This window comes from Actinacidiphila yeochonensis CN732 (genome assembly GCF_000745345.1).
Classification (GTDB): domain Bacteria; phylum Actinomycetota; class Actinomycetes; order Streptomycetales; family Streptomycetaceae; genus Actinacidiphila; species Actinacidiphila yeochonensis.
Genome location: NZ_JQNR01000005.1, coordinates 2,075,780 through 2,092,604, shown reverse-complemented (window position 1 = coordinate 2,092,604; position 16,825 = coordinate 2,075,780). Strand labels below are relative to the sequence as shown.

The following is a 16,825-nucleotide window of genomic DNA, read 5'->3' as shown; positions in this document are numbered from 1 at the left end:
GCGCCCGGAGCCTACCCGGGCGGACCGGCCCGGCGAGGGGACTCAGGTCAGGTCGTGCAGGGTGCGGGCGGTGTGGGTGATGTCGGTCAGGAACGAGTGCGCGCGGGGCGAGGCCGCGGCCGTCAGCCACTCCTGCTCGATGTCGCAGACCACGATGGCCACCCCCGTGCCGGCCAGCGCCAGCGGCAGCGTGTGGACCACGGTGGACGGGAAGGACAGCACGGACTTGCCGATCGGTCCGCACCGGGCGACGAGTTCGAGCGGCAGGTCGGGCCGGACGATCTCCAGTCCGGTCTCCGCCGCCAGCCGGTGCAGCTTCTCCGTGGCCTCCCGCCGGTGCGCGAAGTACCGCCGGATGCCGTGCCGTTCGGCCAGCGAGCGGACCACGGCGAGGTAGCGGTCGGCGTCGATCACGCCGGTCTCCACCAGCGAGGTGCCCACCAGGTCGGTACCGGCCAGGATGCGCGGCGGCCCGAACCGGCCCCGCGTCCAGGCGAACCGGTTGGCGCGCACCTCCATCCCGTCGGGTACCGACGCGGGCATCGCGCTGAAGAGCTCGACGCGGCTACCCCGGCCGGGCGTCAGGCGCCGCCGGGCGGCGCCGGCGAAGATCCCGAACGCGGCGTCCGCCGGGGAGCGGCGGCGTCCGCTGCGGTGCCAGCGCACCAGCCGCCCGCCGCGGGCGAGGATCTCGGTGAACTCCATCGTGGCCGTACCGTCGTCGACGACCACCAGGTCGTCGGCCTGGCGGCACAGCGGCAGCAGCACCTGCACCAGCCGGGAGAACGGGTCGCCGACCACCAGCCGCCGCACCCGCAGCAGCGTCGGGGCCAGCCTGAACGCGGTGCGCAGCAGTCCGCCGCGGCCACCGCGGGCCTCGAACCAGCGCACCTCCGCGCCCTCGTCACGGGCCAGTTCGGCCATCCGGCGCAGCTGGCCGCGGCTGGTGGGGTCGGACGGGGAGAGCACCACGACCGTCAGCGGCTCGTCCTCCGCCCCGGACCCGGCGGCCGGGCGGGCGTGCGCCCACTCCAGCACGTTGAGCAGTTGGACGGGCGACTCGACGAGCGCGACGGCACCCGGTGGAGGGGAAGGATCAGCCATGGTCCATCGGGTCCCTTCGGGAACCTGCAAGGGCGTACGGGCAACGGCGTACGAGCACGAACGTACGGGCAACGGCCTACGGGCAACGGCGAACGAACAAGAACGTACGGGCAACGGCGTACGAGCAGAGGCGTACGGACGGCGTCGGCGCCGGGGTGCGTGCGGTGCGGGCCCGGTGCCGCCGGACGGGGTGGCACCGGGCCCGCGTCAGGCCCCGTCCGGACGGCCCGGAGGCCGCCGCGGACAGGACCCGGGAGGAGCGTCAGACCGCGGCGGTCTCCGACTCGGCCGCGGCCTCGGCCTCGGCGACGACGCCCGCCACGCGGCGCAGCTTCTTCATCGGGCCGAGCTCGCCCTCGTAGACCTTCTTGACGCCGTCGCCGAGCGAGGTCTCGATGATGCGGATGTCGCGCACCAGCCGCTCCAGGCCGGTGCCCTCGACGGACGCGGCCTGGTCGGAGCCCCACATGGCGCGGTCCAGGGTGATGTGCCGCTCGACGAAGACGGCGCCGAGCGCGACCGCCGCCAGCGTGGTCTGCAGGCCGACCTCGTGGCCGGAGTAGCCGACCGGCACGTTCGGGTACTCCGTCTGGAGCGTGTTGATCATCCGCAGGTTGAGCTCCTCGTGCTTCGCCGGGTACGTCGAGGTGGCGTGGCAGAGGACGATGTTGTCGCTGCCGAGCACCTCCACCGCGTGCCGGATCTGGCGCGGGGTGGACATGCCGGTGGACAGGATGACGGTGCGGCCGGTGGCGCGCAGCGCGCGCAGCAGCTCGTCGTCGGTGAGGCAGGCGGAGGCGACCTTGTGCACCGGCACGTCGAACTTCTCCAGGAACTCCACCGAGGGGACGTCCCACGGGGAGGCGAACCAGTCGATGCCGCGCTTGCGGCAGTACTCGTCGATGGCCCGGTAGCCGTCCTCGTCGAACTCCACGCGGTGGCGGTAGTCGATGTACGTCATCCGGCCCCAGGGGGTGTCGCGCTCGATCTCCCACTGGTCGCGCGGGGTGCAGATCTCCGGGGTGCGCTTCTGGAACTTCACCGCGTCGCAGCCGGCCGCCACGGCGGCGTCGATGAGCGCGAACGCGTTCTCCAGGTCGCCGTTGTGGTTGATACCGATCTCACCGGTGACGTACACGGGCTGGCCGTTGCCGATGTGGCGCGAGCCGACGGCGCGGAGGTTGGCGGGAAGGGTCGTGGTCACGACGTTGATTCCTTAGCTGTGAGGATGTGGGGCCGGTGTCGGGCCCCTTGGGGAAGTGGTTCGGAGTGCCCTCGCCGGGCGGCTCGGCGTCAGCCGGCGAGGGTGGGGCCCAGCAGCCAGGCGGCGATCTCGCGGACCGCGCCGCGGCCGCCGTCGGCGGTGGTGACCGCGCGGGCCGCGGCCCGCACCACGTCGTGCGCGTCGGCGACGGCGACAGGCCAGCCGACCAGGCCGAAGCACGGCAGGTCGTTGACGTCGTTGCCCGCGTACAGCACGCGCTCGGGGGCGATGCCCTGTTCGGCACACCACTGCTTGAGGGCGACGTCCTTGCGGTCGACGCCGTGCAGCACCGGCACCTGGAGCTTGCGGGCCCTGGCGGCGACGACCGGGTTGGTCTCGGTGGACAGGATCAGCACCGGCACGCCGGCCCTGCGCAGCGCCGCCACGCCGAGGCCGTCGCCGCGGTGGACGCTGACGGTCTCGTGGCCGTCGGCGTCGATCAGCACCCGGTCGTCGGTCTGGGTGCCGTCGAAGTCGAGGACGACCGCGTCGACGTCGTCCCGCCGGGGGGTGGCCGCGTGCGGGTCGAGGAGCGGGGCCAGGGCGCGGGCGCGGGCGAGGTCGGCGGGCTCGTCGATCTCCAGCACCCGGGCCGGGTCGGTGTGCACCAGCGCGGTGCGGCCGAAGAAGCGGTGCCCGGCGGCGCGGAAGCCGGCCGCCCGCATCGCGTAGGCGGCGCCGGTCTCCAGCAGGTCCTGCGGGCGGTCCTGGCGGCGGGGGCGGCCGGCCTTGTCGTGGTTGACGCCGTTGCCGCCGCCGTCGGCGGCGTCCTCGCGCCACACGAAGCCGTGGAAGGCGGCGACGGTGTGCGCGGTGTCGGCGCCGCCGTCGACCACGGCGGCGACCACGCCGTCGATGTCCTCGCTGGTGATGAAGGGGCTGGTGCACTGCACCAGCAGCACCACGTCGAGCGCGCCGCCGGCCGCCTCGTGCGCGTCCATGGCGTGCAGCACGGCCGCCTCGCTGGAGGCGGTGTCCCCGGCTATGTCGGCCGGGCGCAGCACCACGTCGGCGCCGGCGGTGCGGGCGACCTCGGCGATGGCCGGGTCGTCGGTGGAGACCAGCACCCGGCTCACCCGGCGGGCGCCGGCGCAGGCCCGGACGGCGCGGGAGACCAGCGGCACGCCGCCGACGGTGGCGAGGTTCTTGCCCGGGACGCCCTTGGAGCCGCCGCGGGCGGGGATCACCGCGAGCACGGCGCGGCTCCCCGCCGGGCTGTCGAGCTCCCCCGGGCGGGGGTCGGTCGTGGTCATCAGGTGGCTCCTGTCGTCGACTGGCGGGGAGGCCGGGGCGGGGGTCGCGGACCCGGGCGCCGGAGGTGTGCGGGGTATCGGGGCCGCCGGGGGCGGGGTCACAGCTGCCCCCAGCGGCGGATCGCCGGCGCCACCCGCTGCACGCCCTGCCGGTACGCCGTCCGCGCGGAGTTGCGCAGCAGGTCGCGGGCGGCCCGGCGGACGGGGCCGGGGTCGCGCGGCGCCAGCCGGGCGGCGGGCAACCCCTCGGGGTCCAGGCCGTGCCGGGCGAGCACCCCGGGCAGGTACCCGGGAGCGGTGCGCAGCGTGTAGTAGGGCGCGAGCCGCGGCAGCTTGGGAGCCATCAGCAACTCCCGCACCCGGGCGCGCAGTTCGCCGTAGGGGTCGACGGTGCCGACGCCCTGGGCGGCGGTCCAGTCCGGGTCGGCCTTGGGCAGGTGGCCGTCGTCCAGCTCGTCCCAGGAGGCGAGGCAGCCCGAGCCGAGGAAGTGGTGGTTGCCCAGCGCCTCGCGGATGCCGAAGTCGGTGAGGATCGCGGTGGGCACGCCGCGGTGCAGCGCCTCCAGGGCGGCGGTCGAACTCACCGTCACCAGAAGGTCGGTGCGGTCCAGCACCTCGCCCATCGCACCGTAGACGAGGGAGAGGTTGTCCGGCGGGTCGAGCGAGGAGACCAGCTTCTGGTACGGGTTCTCCTCGATGTGCGTGGTGTGCTCTCCGGGCTTGCTGCGCAGCTTGACCAGCACCTCGCGGTCCGGGTGCAGGCGGGCGTGCCCGACCAGCCGGCGCAGCAGGTGCAGCCGTTCGGCCCGCCCCTCGGGAACGGAGGGCTGGACGGCGAAGGTGACGGTGAACGGGCGCCCGTCGTCCGGCCGGTAGCGCTCGCCGTCCAGGAACGGCAGCGCCGTCTCCACGATGGAGCCGGTGGGGTGGCCGACGCCGGAGTAGACCGACCGGAAGCGCGCCGCGTCGTGGGCGCTGTTGGCGAGGACGAGGTCCGCGCCGGCCCGCAGCAGCAGGCCGTCGGCGAGCTTCTCGTAGACCACGCCGACGTAGCCGGTCACCACCACCGGGCGCCGCGCGTGCTCGCGCCACGCGCGGTCGAAGCCGTGCAGCAGTGCCTGTACGGTGCCACCCACGCAGGACACCACGAGCACGTCGCAGGTGTCCGCGGAGACCTCGGCCAGCAGCTCGGGCGCGGTCAGCTCGGTCATCGACTCGGCGGGGATGCCGAGTTCGGCCAGCTGGCGTGCGGTCGGCGTGGCCCGTCCGCGCAACAGGCGGGCGTCCAGCCGGGCTTCGGGGTCGATCCGGCGCGCGGTCAACGCGCCCCACTTCCACCGGGTGTCCGAGTCTGCGACCACCGTGACCCGCAGCGGGCCTGACGTACGTTCTGGCACACATCGACAGTAGGAAGAGCGCCAGGGCATCGGGCTAATCGAAAGCCAACGGAAGGTAAACAGCATGCCGATACTTCGCGTGCCGGACGGATTACAGCCTCCGGACACCGTGCGTCCATTCTCCGTTTACCTGGAAGTACGCGCGCGGCAAAGTACCGGGACCCGAAGCCCCCTAAGGTGAAAGGGTGGTCAAGCTCTCCGTCATCGTTCCCTTTTTCAACGTGCAGGCCTTCGTCCCCGACGCGCTGCGCAGCCTGCGCGCCAACGCGCGCTCGGACTTCGAGTTCCTGCTGATGGACGACGGGTCGACAGACCGGACACCCCAGTTGCTGGAGGAGGGGGTGCGGACGCTGCCCGGCGCCCGGATCATCCGCCGCGACCACACCGGGGTGGCGGCGCTGCGCAACGCCGGCATCGACGCCGCCAAGGGCCGGTACCTCACCTTCATGGACGGCGACGACTGGATGGCCCCCGGCTACCTGCCCAAACTCGTCCAGGCGATGGACGAGTTGGACGTCGACTTCCTGCGCACCGACCACGTGCAGTGCACCGGCAGCGCCCGCAGCGTGATCCGCGCCCCGCACGGCCGCCGCAACGCCCGGATCGACCCGCGCTCGGCGATCCTGCCCGCGGACCGCCCCTCGCTGGTGGACTACCCGTACTCGTGGGCCGGCGCCTACCACCGCAGGATCGTGGAACGGGGCCTGGTGCACATGCCGGTCCACCTGCGCACCGCCGAGGACCGGCCGTGGATCTGGCGGCTGCACCGGGAGGCCGAGTCCTGCGCGGTGGTGGGCCTGATGGGCATCTACTACCGGCGCGGCGTGACCAGCTCCCTCACCCAGATCGGTGACGAGCGGCAGCTCGACTTCGTCCGCTCCTTCGACCAGGTGATCGCCGAACTCGCCGGCGACCCGGACGAGAAGCGCTTCCTGCCGAAGGCGGTGCGCACCTACTGCGCGATCATCGCCCACCACCTGGACAACATCGACCGGTTCGAGCCCGCGCTCGCCCGCCAGCTCAAGGCCCGCAGCGCCGCCGCGCTGGGCCGGCTGCCGGCCGACGTGCTCGCCGAGGCGCTGGACGCCATGGACCTCGAACGCAGCACGAAGGTACGGCGGTTGCGCTGGCGCCTGGCACGCTCAGGTGGTGGCGACGGCTCCGACGCGGGCAGCCCCCCGCCGGACGGCCCCGGCCCGGACTCCGGCCACGGTGCCGGCCCCGACTCCACGCCCGACACCGCCGGCGGCCACCCGTCCGCCCCGGCCGACGGAACGGTGACCGCCTGATGGCCCGCACCCAGCTCTTCCTCGCCTCCACCCTGTACGGCATCGCCACCCTGGCCGCCGCCCTCGACGCGGGCAGCCTGCCCGCCGCCGACCGGCGCCTGCTGGTCGTCAGCAACAACGCCGGCGTCCCAGAGACGCACCAGCCGGTCTCCGAGGCACCCGGGTTCGCCCCGCTGCGCGGCCGGTTCGACCGGGTCCTGTCGTGGAACGACGCGATCAGCCCGATGCACCCCTCCGGCTGGTCGCCGCGCCCGGACGACATCCCCCTGTGGGAGCGGTACTTCCGGCAGCTGTGGGACCTCGGCGACGACGACCTGGAACTGGTCGTGGAGTCCATCCAGGTCGCCCCCGCCCTCTCCTTCGCGCAGGTCTTCGTCGGCGCCCCCATCACCGTCTACGCCGACGGCCTGATGTCCTACGGGCCCACCCGCAACAAGATCGGCCTGCTGGTGGACACCCGCATCGACCGGCTGCTCCACCTCGACCTGGTGCCCGGACTGACGCCGCTGCTGCTGTCCGAGCACGGGGTGCCCTCGAAGGTCGTGCCCAGCGAGCAGTTCACCAAGGTGCTCGCCGAGGTGGCCGAGGCGGCGGGTGACGCCGGCGGCGACGACCTCGCCTCGCTGCCGGAGGACGCCGCGCTGCTGCTGGGCCAGTACCTGTCGGCGCTGGGCATCCTGACCGCCGAGGAGGAAGAGGAGCTGCACCTGTCGATGGTGCGCGGCGCCGCCGCCCTGGGCCACCGCCGGATCGTCTTCAAGCCGCACCCGACAGCGCCCGCCGAGTGGACCGAGCCGCTGCGGGCCGAGGCCGAGCGGCTGGGTGCCGAACTCACCGTGCTGCACACCCCCGTCCTCGCCGAGGCCGTCTACCAGCGGGCCCGCCCGGCCCTGGTGGTGGGCTGCTTCTCCACCGCGCTGCTGACCGCCTCGGTCCTCTACGGCATCCCCGTCGCCCGCACCGGCACCCGGCTGCTGCTGGACCGGCTCGCGCCCTACCAGAACAGCAACCGGATCCCGGTCACGCTGGTGCACGCGCTGCTGCCCGACGTCGCCGACGCCGCCGCGGTCCGCGCCTGGACGTCGCCCACACCCGAGGAGGTCGCCCGCGACCTCGCGCCGCTGGTGCGCGCGGTCGGCTTCTGCATGCAGGCCCGCGCCTACCCGGGGCTGCGCGACGAGGCCGCGGCGTGGCTCGACGCCCACCTCGACGCCTCCACCCTCCCCTACTTCAAGCGCCGCCGCCTGACCTCACTCGGTCTGCCAGGCGGGGTGCCCACCCGGCTCGCGTTCGTCCCCCGCAACCCGACCGTCCGCCGTGTCGCCCGTCGCGCACGCGCCCTCAAGAATGCTCTGGGATGACCCTTCACCTACCCGCATCCGCAGACGACTCCGCCGGGCCCAGCGGCCCGGCACTCCCCGGTACCGCGCCCTCGGCCGGCACACCGGACGCCCTCCCGCCGGCGGTGCCGGCGCCCGCACCCGCACCGCCCCGCGAGCGCGCCGGCAACCGGCTGCGCGCCCTGGACGGGCTGCGCATGGTCGCCGCCCTGATGGTGTGCGCCTACCACTACGGCGGGCGCGGCGGTGACATCTCCACCGCCTGGGGCCGCGACCCCAACCACGTCTTCCCGCACCTGGCCGGGGCGTTCTCCTACGGCCCGCTCGGCGTCCAGATATTCTTCGTGATCAGCGGATTCGTCATATCGATGAGCGGCTGGGGCCGCACCGTCAAGGAATTCGCGATCTCCCGCATCACCCGGCTCTACCCCGCGTACTGGACGGCCCTGGTCATCATCACCGTGGCGTTCGCCATCGTGGGCCTCAAGCGCGTGCCGCCCACCGACCTGCTGGTGAACTTCACCATGTTCCAGATGCCGGCCGGCGCCCAGCGGGTGCTCGGCGTGTGCTGGACGCTCTGGGCCGAGATGCGCTTCTACCTCCTCTTCGCGCTGTGCGTGATCTGGCCGGGCGCGTCGCGCCGCCGGGTGCTGGTCTTCTGCACCGTGTGGTCGGTGGCCGCGCTGTACGCCGAGTCCTCCGGTGAGAGCTTCCTCAAGCTCGCGCTGATGCCCGAGTACGCCCCGTTCTTCGTGGCCGGCATGGGCCTCTACCTGATCCGCCGCTTCGGCCACGACGCGCTCTCCTGGGGCGTCGTCCTCGGCGCGTTCCTGCTCGGGCAGCGCGAGGAGGTCAAGGCCCTGGTGGCGCCGAAGAACCTGACGGTCTTCCACCACCGCTCGGTGCTGATGGTCCTGGTGGTGCTCACCCTGGGCATGCTCGCGGTGATCGCGGTGACCCTGGTGCCGCCGATCGCCAACCTGCGGTGGCGCTGGCTGTCCGTCGCGGGCGCGCTCACCTACCCGTTCTACCTGGTGCACGAGCACCTGGGCTGGGTGGTGATCGGCAAGCTGAACGAGCACACCAGCCTGCCGCCGACCGCGGTCTTCGCGACCACGGTGGTGCTGATGCTGCTGCTCGCCTACGCCATCCACCGGCTGATCGAGAAGCCGTTCGGGCCCCGGCTGAAGCGGCTGCTGAACAAGGCGCCCGTTCCGGTGAGGCGTTGAGTCCACAGCGCAGGGCAGGCGCGGGCAGGCCGAGCGGCCGGCCCGCGCTGTCCTACGATGGACCCGTGAGCGAAATCACCCGGGGACGTGTGCGGGAGTCGACGCGCGCGGAGGAGATCCTCGCCGTCGGTCTGCGTGACGAGAAGCGGCGGCGCACCCGCCGGCACATCGCCGAGGTCGCCACCCGGCTCTTCCTCGAACGCGGTTTCGCCCAGGTGACGATCGCCGAAGTCGCCCGTACCGCCGAGGTGTCGGTCAACAGCGTCTACACGTACTTCCCCTCCAAGGAGGACCTCGTCTTCTACCCGGAGGAGGTCTCGGCGGAGCGGATGGTGCAGATGGTGCGGGACCGCCCGGCCGGGCAGTCCGCCACCGACGCCGTACTCGACACCCTCCGGCGGGAGTTGCGCGACGGGGACCGGATGGTCGGGCTGACCCGGGGCTTCGGCAGGTTCCTGGAGATGGTCCGGGCCGAACCGACGCTGGCCGCGCGGCTGGACGCGATCGAACGGTCGATGGTCGACGCACTCGCCGCCACGCTGGCCGCCGAGACGGGCGCGCCGCCGCACGACCCGACGGCGCGTCTGGTCGCCTCCCAACTGGGCTGGGTGCAGGAGCAGCTCTTCCGGGAGATCGGCGAGCTCAGCCGCGCCGACCTCCCCCCGGCGGCGGTCGCCGAGTCCGCCCTCGCCCTGCTGGACCGCGTCGAGTCGCTGCTCGGCCCGCGCGTCCTCGCCTTCGCCACCCGCTGAGGGAGCCGGCGGCCGGACGCGCGGGTCAGAAGGCGTCGGCCGGCACGTAGGTGCCCCACACCTCGCGCAGGGCGTCGCAGACCTCGCCGACGGTCGCCAGCGCCCGCAGCGCGTCCTTCATCGGGTAGAGGACGTTGTCGCTGCCCGCGGCGGCCTTCCGCAGGGCGGCCAGCGCGGCGTCGACCGCGTCCTGGTCACGGCCGGCGCGCAGCCGGGCCAGCCGCTCGGCCTGCTGGGCCTCGATCGCGGGGTCGACGCGCAGCGGCTCGTAGGGCTCCTCCTCGTCGAGCTTGAACCGGTTGACGCCGACGACGGTCCGCTCGCCCGCGTCGGTCTCCAGCGCGATGCGGTAGGCGTTCTGCTCGATCTCGGACTTCTGGAAGCCCTTCTCGATCGCGCTGACCGCGCCGCCCAACCCCTCGACCTTCTCCATCAGTTCGACCGTCGCGGCCTCGATCTCGTCGGTCATCCGCTCCACCACGTAGGAGCCGGCGAACGGGTCGACGGTGGCGGTGACGTCCGTCTCGTACGCCAGCACCTGCTGGGTGCGCAGCGCCAGCCGGGCGGACTTGTCGGTGGGCAGCGCGATGGCCTCGTCGAAGGAGTTGGTGTGCAGCGACTGGGTGCCGCCCAGCACCGCCGCCAGGCCCTGCACCGCCACCCGTACCAGGTTCACCTCGGGCTGCTGCGCGGTGAGCTGCACCCCTGCGGTCTGCGTGTGGAAGCGCAGCATCTGCGACTTGGGCTTCTTCGCCCCGAACTCGTCCCGCATCACCCGGGCCCAGATGCGGCGGGCGGCACGGAACTTGGCGACCTCCTCCAGCAGCGTGGTGCGGGAGACGAAGAAGAACGACAGCCTCGGCGCGAAGTCGTCCACGTCCATGCCCGCGGCGATGGCGGTACGCACGTACTCGATGCCGTCGGCCAGGGTGAACGCGATCTCCTGCACGGGCGAGGCGCCGGCCTCCGCCATGTGGTAGCCGGAGATGGAGATGGTGTTCCACCGGGGGATCTCGGTTCGGCAGTACGCGAAGATGTCGGAGATCAGCCGCAGCGACGGCTTGGGCGGGAAGATGTACGTGCCGCGGGCGATGTACTCCTTCAGCACGTCGTTCTGGATCGTGCCGGTGAGCTGGTCGGCGGTCACGCCCTGCTCCTCACCGACCAGTTGGTAGAGCAGGAGCAGCAGCGCGGCGGGGGCGTTGATCGTCATCGAGGTGGACACCCGGTCCAGCGGGATGTCGCGCAGCAGCACCCGCATGTCCTCCAGCGAGTCGACGGCCACGCCGACCTTTCCCACCTCGCCGTGCGCGATGGCCGCGTCCGAGTCGTGGCCCATCTGGGTGGGCAGGTCGAAGGCGACCGACAGGCCCGTGGTGCCGTTGGCGATCAGCTGCTGGTAGCGGGCGTTGGACTCCGTCGCCGTGCCGAACCCGGCGTACTGCCGCATGGTCCAGGGCCGGCCGGTGTACATCGACGCGTACACGCCGCGGGTGAAGGGGTACTCTCCCGGTTCGCCGAGCCGCTCGGCCGGTTCCCAGCCGTCCAGCGCCCCGGGCCCGTAGACCGGATCGATCGGCAGGCCGGACTCCGATTCACGCGTCATCGCGCACGCCTCCATTCGGTTGCTGCTCGATTGCTCTGACGCCGCCGCTCACGGCAGCGCCACGGAACCGCCACGAACTGTAGTGGCGGGCGGCGGCGCGCGGGTCGCGGCAGGGGTTGGGACGTTCCTCACAGCGCCCGGACGGTGCCCGGTGGGCGGTGATCGCGGAGCGGTGACCGGAGAGCCCGGTACGCGGGTCGGCCGCTCGGCGCGGCGGGCGGCGAGCGCGGCCGGGCAGGGGGAAAAGCACCCGGCCGCGCTCTGTGCCGCGGACGCCGATACGGGGAGAACCGGCGTCCACCGGGCCGATGACCAGTCGGCCTACTCCTTACAGCGCGCCGAGCCGTGGAAGTGTCACCCCGTCCCGGAATCCGGCTGCCAACCGCGCCCCGCCGAAGCGGACTTCACGGCTGTGGCGGCGTTGTACGGAGGCCGGGCCAGGACACCGCGCGAGGGAGCAGACGCGGCGGGTAGGGCGGCTACGTCGAACGGGGGACACCGCGGATGCGGCTGCTACGCCGGACGAGGGATGCCGGGACGGCCGCACCGACCGAGACGTCGAGGCCGCCGGGCCGCCGGGGCCACCGGGCCCGCCCAGGGCCACCGGAGCCGCCTGGGCCGACCGGAGCACGGGTGTTCCGCACGGGCGTGGCGGGGCCCGACGCCTGGGCTGCGAACACCGCCGGGAGCCTGGCGGTTCGTCGACCGCCCGGCTCGCCGCCCGCCGCCCGCCGCCCGCCGCTCCGCCTTCGGCGGAGCGTACGAGCCGTCTGGTGCCGCTGTCACGCCCGCATACGGGGGAGTTGACGTCCTGTCCGGAGTTCGGGACCGCTCCGGTCTTTTCGGGTCGGAATCAGTCAAGATCGGTCAGGGACGACCGGATCTGGTCAGCGCGTCCTGGTGGAACCGAGGGAGGCCGGTGAGGACGGTGTCGAGGCTCCGGCCGTGCCCCGGCCGGTACGCGCCGCGTCGGCGCCTTCCGGGCAGCCACTCCGGTTGCCCGTGAAGCCGCCGCCCTTGGTGCTTGCCGTGCCGTGCCCGCGGCCGCCGCGCCCGCCGTCCTGTCTGCCGCTGTCCGGCCTGCCACGGTCCTGCCCACCACGGTCCTGCCCACCACGGTCCGGGCCGCCCTTCGCGCCGCCGTCGCGGCGGTCCCGCCCGGACCCGGTCCTGCCGTCCGATCCGCCGCCGACCAGCATGGACCCGCTCCGTACCCCGCCGACGTCGTCCGCCCCGTCCTTCCCGTCCTCGCCGCCGCTCTGCGGGGCGCCCGACGAGATGCCGCCGCTCGGCCCGCGCCCCGGCACGCCGTCGCCGTAGGTCCTGGTGTCCCAGCCGTCGTGGTGCCGCGAACCGTCGCCGGTCCGGTCCCGGCCGTCCGACCGGTGGTCGCAGGACCTGGCGGACGCGCAGCAGCCGGCCGGTGCGCGGGTCGCGGAGCGGCCTTCCGGGGGCGGAGCACACGCGGTCCGGCCCCCGTCCGCGAGGGAGGCGGTCGGGGACAAGGCCGCGGACGGGGTCGGGTAGCCGCCGGGGTTCGACTCCCTGGACCGCGTCGGGGGAACGGCCGGGGTGGCCGGTCCGCCGCTCACCCCGGCTGACGCCGCGGTGGTGGCGTGCACCCCGGGGCGGCCGCTGTCGGCGGGCACCATGCCGCCGCCGGGACCGGGCAGCCCGGCCCGTCCGGTGGCGGCGGCGACCGCCACGGCGATGCCGCTGAGGGCGACCACCGAGGCCATCGCGGCGAACGAGGGCCGCGGGCCGCGCCGCCCGGCCCCCTGGCCGGGACCAAACTCGGCCCCGGCTTCGGATTCGGCGCCGCGAGCGTCCAGGCCACGGGCGTCCAGGCCACGGGCGCGCGGGGCGCGGACGGCGACCCCGGACTCCGTCCGGTTCCGGTCGGTTCGGAGCCAGCCCAGGGCCCACGGGCCGCCGCGCCCGGCCCGGGCCGTCCGGCCCGCACGCCTGGCCGGCGCCGGGGACGCGGCCGCGCGCGCGGCGCGGAACGCCGCCAGCGCCGCCTCCTCCCGGACCGGGTCCACGGCGGGCACAGCCGCGCCGTATCCGCCGTGTCCGCCCTGTCCGCCACGTCCGCCGTCGGTCGAGCCCTCCACCGGTTGCCAGGCGCCGGGGGTGGGCCGGCGGCCGCCGGCCGCGGCGAGCAGCCACGCCAGGCGCACGGCCGTGTCGGCGGCGGCGGCGTCCGCCAGCCGGACCTGTTCGCCCGTCACCAGGCGTTCGGCGGTCCGGGCGGTGAGCCAGCGGGCACGGGGCGCCCGGCCCGGCAGGCGCCCTCCGGGCAGGCCCGGCGGCGGCCCGAACGGTCCGGGCCGCGTTCCGTCGCGTCGTCCCTTGTCACTCATGTCACTTCCTCACAGCGCCTCGGACCCGGAAAGCGTCACCTCGGACGCCGAAAGCGTCACCTCGGACGCCGAAAGCGCCACTTCGGTCGCGGAAAGCGCCACCTCGCCGCCCCGCACGGCCTCTTCCTCGCCTTCGCCCCGCTCCGCCCCCTGCCGCGCCGACCGGCGACCCCGGCACCCGCCCGGACCGCCTTTCCGCCGCCGCGCCGGGCGGCCGGCACCACCGCCGACGCCGCCACCACCGACGCGGCGGGCGCCGTCGGCGGCGCCCCGGGCGCCGTCTCCGAGGACGGCCACTGCGCCAACTGCTCGGCCAGCCGCCGCAGGCCCCGGTGGGTGGCCATACGCACCGAGCCGGGCCGCTTGCCCAGCACCCGGGCCGCGCTCGTGGAGTCCAGGCCCATCACCACCCGGAGCAGCACCGCCTCCGCCTGCTCGCGCGGCAGGGCGGCTATGGCCGCCAGCGCCCGGTCGGTCGCCACGGCGTCGAGCGCCTCGTCGGCGGTGTCCGCCCGGTCGGGCAGGCCGAGCAGCTCGTCGACGCCCCCGCCGGGGAGCGGCCGCCGGCTGCGGGCCCGTATGTGGTCGAGCGCTCGGTTGCGGGCTATCCGGGCGGCCCAGCCGCGGACCGCGTCCCCGTCCCCCCGAAAGTTCGGCAGGTCCCGGGCTATCTGGAGCCACGCCTCCGAGGCGACGTCCTCCGCGTCACCGGGTCCCACCAGGCTCCGCACGTACTGGAGCAGTTGCGGCTGCACGGACCGGTAGACGACCCGGAAGGCGTCCTCGTCCCCGTCCTGCGCCGCCCTGACCGCGGTCTCCAGGTCCACCTCTGGCGCCACCCCCTCGCTTCCCCTGCCACCGCGACCCCGCGACTCGGGTCGTCGGCCCCGCGCGGCCCGGCCCTCCGTAAGGCCGCGCCGCCTCCCGCTCACGCCTCCCCCGGCGTCGCGTCCCATCCTGCCCCATGACCGCCGGTGACACTTTCGGACCGCGGAACGCTGTACAAGTCGGCGGCCGGGGACGCTCCTGTGGGGGGAGGCGGCCCCCGGCCGCCGCCTTCCGCCCTGCCCGGCACCGAACAGACAGGGTTCCAGGTCGAACTGACAAAGAGTCGGTCTCACCTCCCACGCCCGGCCGCGTCCCTACGGGTGTCGACGTCCACCGATCGTCCGCGGGTGCGTGCCCACCGCTGCGGGCGCCCGCCGACAACCGGCCGAGGGCCAACCGCCGTCCCGCCGACGCCACATCGAACCCCCGTCACCGTTCCGGCGTCGAACCCTTCACCCCGAACGGGTGAATTCCGCCCCTCTGCACGCGAGTCGGCCCATGCCGCGCCTTACAGTGGCTGCGCGCACCCCCGGGGCCATCCGCCGGCCCGGGAGCGACCCGAGGCGCCCCGCGCCGAACCGTGTCGCCCCACTCCGCTCGGCCCCGCAGCCCCGCCCGACGGCGCCCGGCACCGGCGCGACCCACTCCGCGCCCGCCGCACCCGTACGGCCGAGCCCGCCGCGGCCCGGCCACAGCGACACGCCCGCACGCACCGCCACACCCACGCAGCCACACGCACTCAGCCACACGCACCGCCCCGGGCGGACAGCTCACCGCCGGCCGGCGGCCGGCGTCCGGCCTCCACGTATCGTCCATCCCCGCTCACCGTCCCCCGAACCCGCTGATCCAGGAGTCCCACTGACCAGCGACACGCCGCCCGAGGGCCCGACCCCGCTCGAAAGGCTCAACAGCGCCGCCACCGCGGACGCCGTAGCCGCCCTGCTGGAGTGCTGCGGCTCGCGGCGCTGGGCCCGCCGGGTGGCCGCCCACCGCCCCTACCCCACCATCGACGCACTGCTCGCGGCGGCCGAGGAGGCGGCCTACGACCTGGCGCCCGACGACCTCGCCGAGGCGCTCGCCGGGGAGATCGCCGCCGCCTTCCCGGACCCGGGCAACCTGGCCGTGCACACCGCCCTGCGCGCCGCGCACGCCGCCTACGAGGCGAGGTTCGGCCACGCCTTCGTCATCTCCCTGGACGAGACCGACCCCACGGCCGTCCTGGACCAGACCCTGACCAGCCTGCGGGCCCGGCTCGGCCACGACCAGGACACCGAGTCGATGGTGGCGGCCGAGCAGTTGCGCGGCCTGTGCCGGGGCCGGCTGCTGCGGCTGGCCGGGCGTCCAGGTTCACCCGACCGTGCGGGATCGAACACGACAGGGCTACCCCGCCGTACTGCGCCGATCCCGCGTCGCTACGATAGCCGGGGCCGGTGGACCGTACCCGGCCGGGCGTGACCGACACGAAGCCGGCAGCCCTCGTCCCGCTCCCGGAGGGTTTGTTTCCGTGCCGGCTGGAACGCTGTACCGCGGCCGGGAAGGCATGTGGTCCTGGGTGGCTCACCGAGTCACCGGGGTCCTCATCTTCTTCTTCCTGTTCGTCCACGTCCTCGACACCGCCCTCGTGCGGGTCTCCCCCGAGGACTACGACAAGGTCGTGTCCACCTACAAGACGCCGATCGTCAGCCTGCTGGAGTACGGCCTGGTGGCCGCGATCCTCTTCCACGCGCTGAACGGCCTGCGCATCATCGCCGTCGACTACTGGACCCAGGGCCCGCGCTACCAGAAGCAGATGTTCTGGGGCGTCATGGGGCTGTGGATCGTGCTCATGCTGGGCGCGATCTACCCCGTCCTGGGCCACGCCGCACGAGTGCTGTTCGGGAGCTGACGACACATGGCAACAGAGGTCACCCCCCAGGACGCCGTCGAGCTGACCGGCTCCAGCGTCTCCTACAGCCCCGACAACCCGGCGCCGGTGATCGAGCCCCCGCGGGCCCGCACCCAGCGCACCCCCCGCGCCACCCGCACCAACTTCGAGCTGTGGGGCTGGCTGTTCATGCGGCTCTCCGGCGTGGTGCTGGTGGTGCTCGTCATCGGCCACCTGATCATCCAGCTGGTGCTCGACGGCGGCGTCACCAAGGTCGGCTTCGCGTTCGTCGCGGGCCGCTGGGCCTCGCCGTTCTGGCAGTTCTGGGACCTGGCGATGCTCTGGCTGGCGATGCTGCACGGCGGCAACGGCCTGCGGACGGTCATCAACGACTACGCCCAGCAGCCCGCCACCCGTGTCTGGCTCAAGACGATTCTGTTTACCGCCGTGGCGTTCACCGTGGTGCTCGGCTCGCTGGTGATCTTCACCTTCGACCCGAACATCCGCTAGGCCAGGGCCGGACAGGGAAGCGACCA

At 74.0% G+C, this 16,825-nt stretch carries 14 protein-coding genes; 7 read left to right on the top strand and 7 right to left on the bottom strand.

Going from position 1 to position 16,825, the window contains the following annotated elements; translation table 11 throughout:
- Nucleotides 1–42 precede the first annotated feature (42 nt).
- From BS72_RS20860 to BS72_RS20845, 4 genes are all read right to left on the bottom strand, one after another.
- Complete coding sequence (locus tag BS72_RS20860; RefSeq protein ID WP_037912555.1) at nucleotides 43–1,104, bottom strand: hypothetical protein; 1,062 nt, start codon at nucleotides 1,102–1,104, stop codon at nucleotides 43–45.
- Nucleotides 1,105–1,366: 262 nt separating this feature from the next.
- Complete coding sequence (locus tag BS72_RS20855) at nucleotides 1,367–2,308, bottom strand: N-acetylneuraminate synthase family protein (RefSeq protein WP_037912552.1); 942 nt, start codon at nucleotides 2,306–2,308, stop codon at nucleotides 1,367–1,369.
- Between the two features lie 89 nt (nucleotides 2,309–2,397).
- Nucleotides 2,398–3,621: an acylneuraminate cytidylyltransferase gene (locus tag BS72_RS20850; RefSeq protein ID WP_051951343.1), complete on the bottom strand. Its 1,224-nt coding sequence runs from the start codon at nucleotides 3,619–3,621 to the stop codon at nucleotides 2,398–2,400.
- Between the two features lie 98 nt (nucleotides 3,622–3,719).
- Nucleotides 3,720–5,048 carry a DUF6716 putative glycosyltransferase gene (locus BS72_RS20845; protein WP_078901511.1) on the bottom strand — a complete coding sequence of 443 codons (1,329 nt, stop codon included), beginning with the start codon at nucleotides 5,046–5,048 and terminating at the stop codon, nucleotides 3,720–3,722.
- A gap of 155 nt (nucleotides 5,049–5,203) precedes the next feature.
- Here BS72_RS20845 and BS72_RS20840 point away from each other — a divergent pair, with 155 nt between their 5' ends.
- The 4 genes from BS72_RS20840 (at nucleotide 5,204) to BS72_RS20825 (ending at nucleotide 9,628) form a co-directional block, all read left to right on the top strand.
- Nucleotides 5,204–6,307: a glycosyltransferase family 2 protein gene (locus tag BS72_RS20840; RefSeq protein WP_063836113.1), complete on the top strand. Its 1,104-nt coding sequence runs from the start codon at nucleotides 5,204–5,206 to the stop codon at nucleotides 6,305–6,307.
- The gene (locus BS72_RS20835; protein ID WP_037912550.1) at nucleotides 6,307–7,668 is read left to right on the top strand and encodes an alpha-2,8-polysialyltransferase family protein; all 1,362 of its coding nucleotides are present in this window, start codon (nucleotides 6,307–6,309) and stop codon (nucleotides 7,666–7,668) included. Before BS72_RS20840 ends, BS72_RS20835 begins: the two co-directional genes overlap by 1 nt.
- Entirely contained in the window at nucleotides 7,665–8,876 is a 1,212-nt protein-coding gene (locus BS72_RS20830) for an acyltransferase family protein (protein WP_051951341.1), read from the top strand. Before BS72_RS20835 ends, BS72_RS20830 begins: the two co-directional genes overlap by 4 nt.
- A gap of 65 nt (nucleotides 8,877–8,941) precedes the next feature.
- On the top strand, nucleotides 8,942–9,628 hold the full coding sequence (locus tag BS72_RS20825) for a TetR/AcrR family transcriptional regulator (RefSeq protein WP_232792483.1): 687 nt from the start codon (nucleotides 8,942–8,944) through the stop codon (nucleotides 9,626–9,628).
- 25 nt (nucleotides 9,629–9,653) lie between these two features.
- On the opposite strand, the gene BS72_RS20820 is transcribed toward BS72_RS20825, so the two are convergent.
- The 3 genes from BS72_RS20820 to BS72_RS34445 form a co-directional block, all read right to left on the bottom strand.
- Nucleotides 9,654–11,234, bottom strand: a complete 1,581-nt coding sequence (locus BS72_RS20820) for an acyl-CoA mutase large subunit family protein (RefSeq protein WP_037912546.1) — start codon at nucleotides 11,232–11,234, stop codon at nucleotides 9,654–9,656.
- 887 nt (nucleotides 11,235–12,121) lie between these two features.
- A complete protein-coding gene (locus BS72_RS20815; protein ID WP_037912544.1) occupies nucleotides 12,122–13,597 on the bottom strand; it encodes a hypothetical protein in 1,476 nt (491 codons plus the stop codon).
- A gap of 56 nt (nucleotides 13,598–13,653) precedes the next feature.
- Nucleotides 13,654–14,436: an RNA polymerase sigma factor gene (locus BS72_RS34445; protein ID WP_232792482.1), complete on the bottom strand. Its 783-nt coding sequence runs from the start codon at nucleotides 14,434–14,436 to the stop codon at nucleotides 13,654–13,656.
- An 847-nt stretch (nucleotides 14,437–15,283) separates the two neighbouring features.
- Here BS72_RS34445 and BS72_RS39970 point away from each other — a divergent pair.
- Genes BS72_RS39970 through BS72_RS20795 form a run of 3 tightly spaced genes read left to right on the top strand, consistent with a single transcriptional unit; the run spans nucleotide 15,284 to nucleotide 16,799 of the window.
- Nucleotides 15,284–15,880, top strand: a complete 597-nt coding sequence (locus BS72_RS39970; protein ID WP_265736827.1) for a 2-oxo-4-hydroxy-4-carboxy-5-ureidoimidazoline decarboxylase — start codon at nucleotides 15,284–15,286, stop codon at nucleotides 15,878–15,880.
- Between the two features lie 49 nt (nucleotides 15,881–15,929).
- The gene (sdhC, locus tag BS72_RS20800; RefSeq protein WP_078901508.1) at nucleotides 15,930–16,310 is read left to right on the top strand and encodes a succinate dehydrogenase, cytochrome b556 subunit; all 381 of its coding nucleotides are present in this window, start codon (nucleotides 15,930–15,932) and stop codon (nucleotides 16,308–16,310) included.
- Nucleotides 16,311–16,316: 6 nt separating this feature from the next.
- Entirely contained in the window at nucleotides 16,317–16,799 is a 483-nt protein-coding gene (locus BS72_RS20795) for a succinate dehydrogenase hydrophobic membrane anchor subunit (RefSeq protein ID WP_037912540.1), read from the top strand.
- The last annotated feature ends 26 nt before the right edge of the window (nucleotides 16,800–16,825 follow it).

What these genes read in the sequence shown, in the direction of transcription:
- BS72_RS20820 (WP_037912546.1), bottom strand. Translation starts at nt 11,234, where the DNA reads ATGACGCGTGAATCGGAGTCCGGCCTGCCGATCGATCCGGTCTACGGG.
- BS72_RS20850 (WP_051951343.1), bottom strand. Translation starts at nt 3,621, where the DNA reads ATGACCACGACCGACCCCCGCCCGGGGGAGCTCGACAGCCCGGCGGGG.
- BS72_RS20835 (WP_037912550.1), top strand. Translation starts at nt 6,307, where the DNA reads ATGGCCCGCACCCAGCTCTTCCTCGCCTCCACCCTGTACGGCATCGCC.
- BS72_RS20860 (WP_037912555.1), bottom strand. Translation starts at nt 1,104, where the DNA reads ATGGCTGATCCTTCCCCTCCACCGGGTGCCGTCGCGCTCGTCGAGTCG.
- BS72_RS20830 (WP_051951341.1), top strand. Translation starts at nt 7,665, where the DNA reads ATGACCCTTCACCTACCCGCATCCGCAGACGACTCCGCCGGGCCCAGC.
- BS72_RS20815 (WP_037912544.1), bottom strand. Translation starts at nt 13,597, where the DNA reads ATGAGTGACAAGGGACGACGCGACGGAACGCGGCCCGGACCGTTCGGG.
- BS72_RS20795 (WP_037912540.1), top strand. Translation starts at nt 16,317, where the DNA reads ATGGCAACAGAGGTCACCCCCCAGGACGCCGTCGAGCTGACCGGCTCC.
- BS72_RS20845 (WP_078901511.1), bottom strand. Translation starts at nt 5,048, where the DNA reads ATGCCCTGGCGCTCTTCCTACTGTCGATGTGTGCCAGAACGTACGTCA.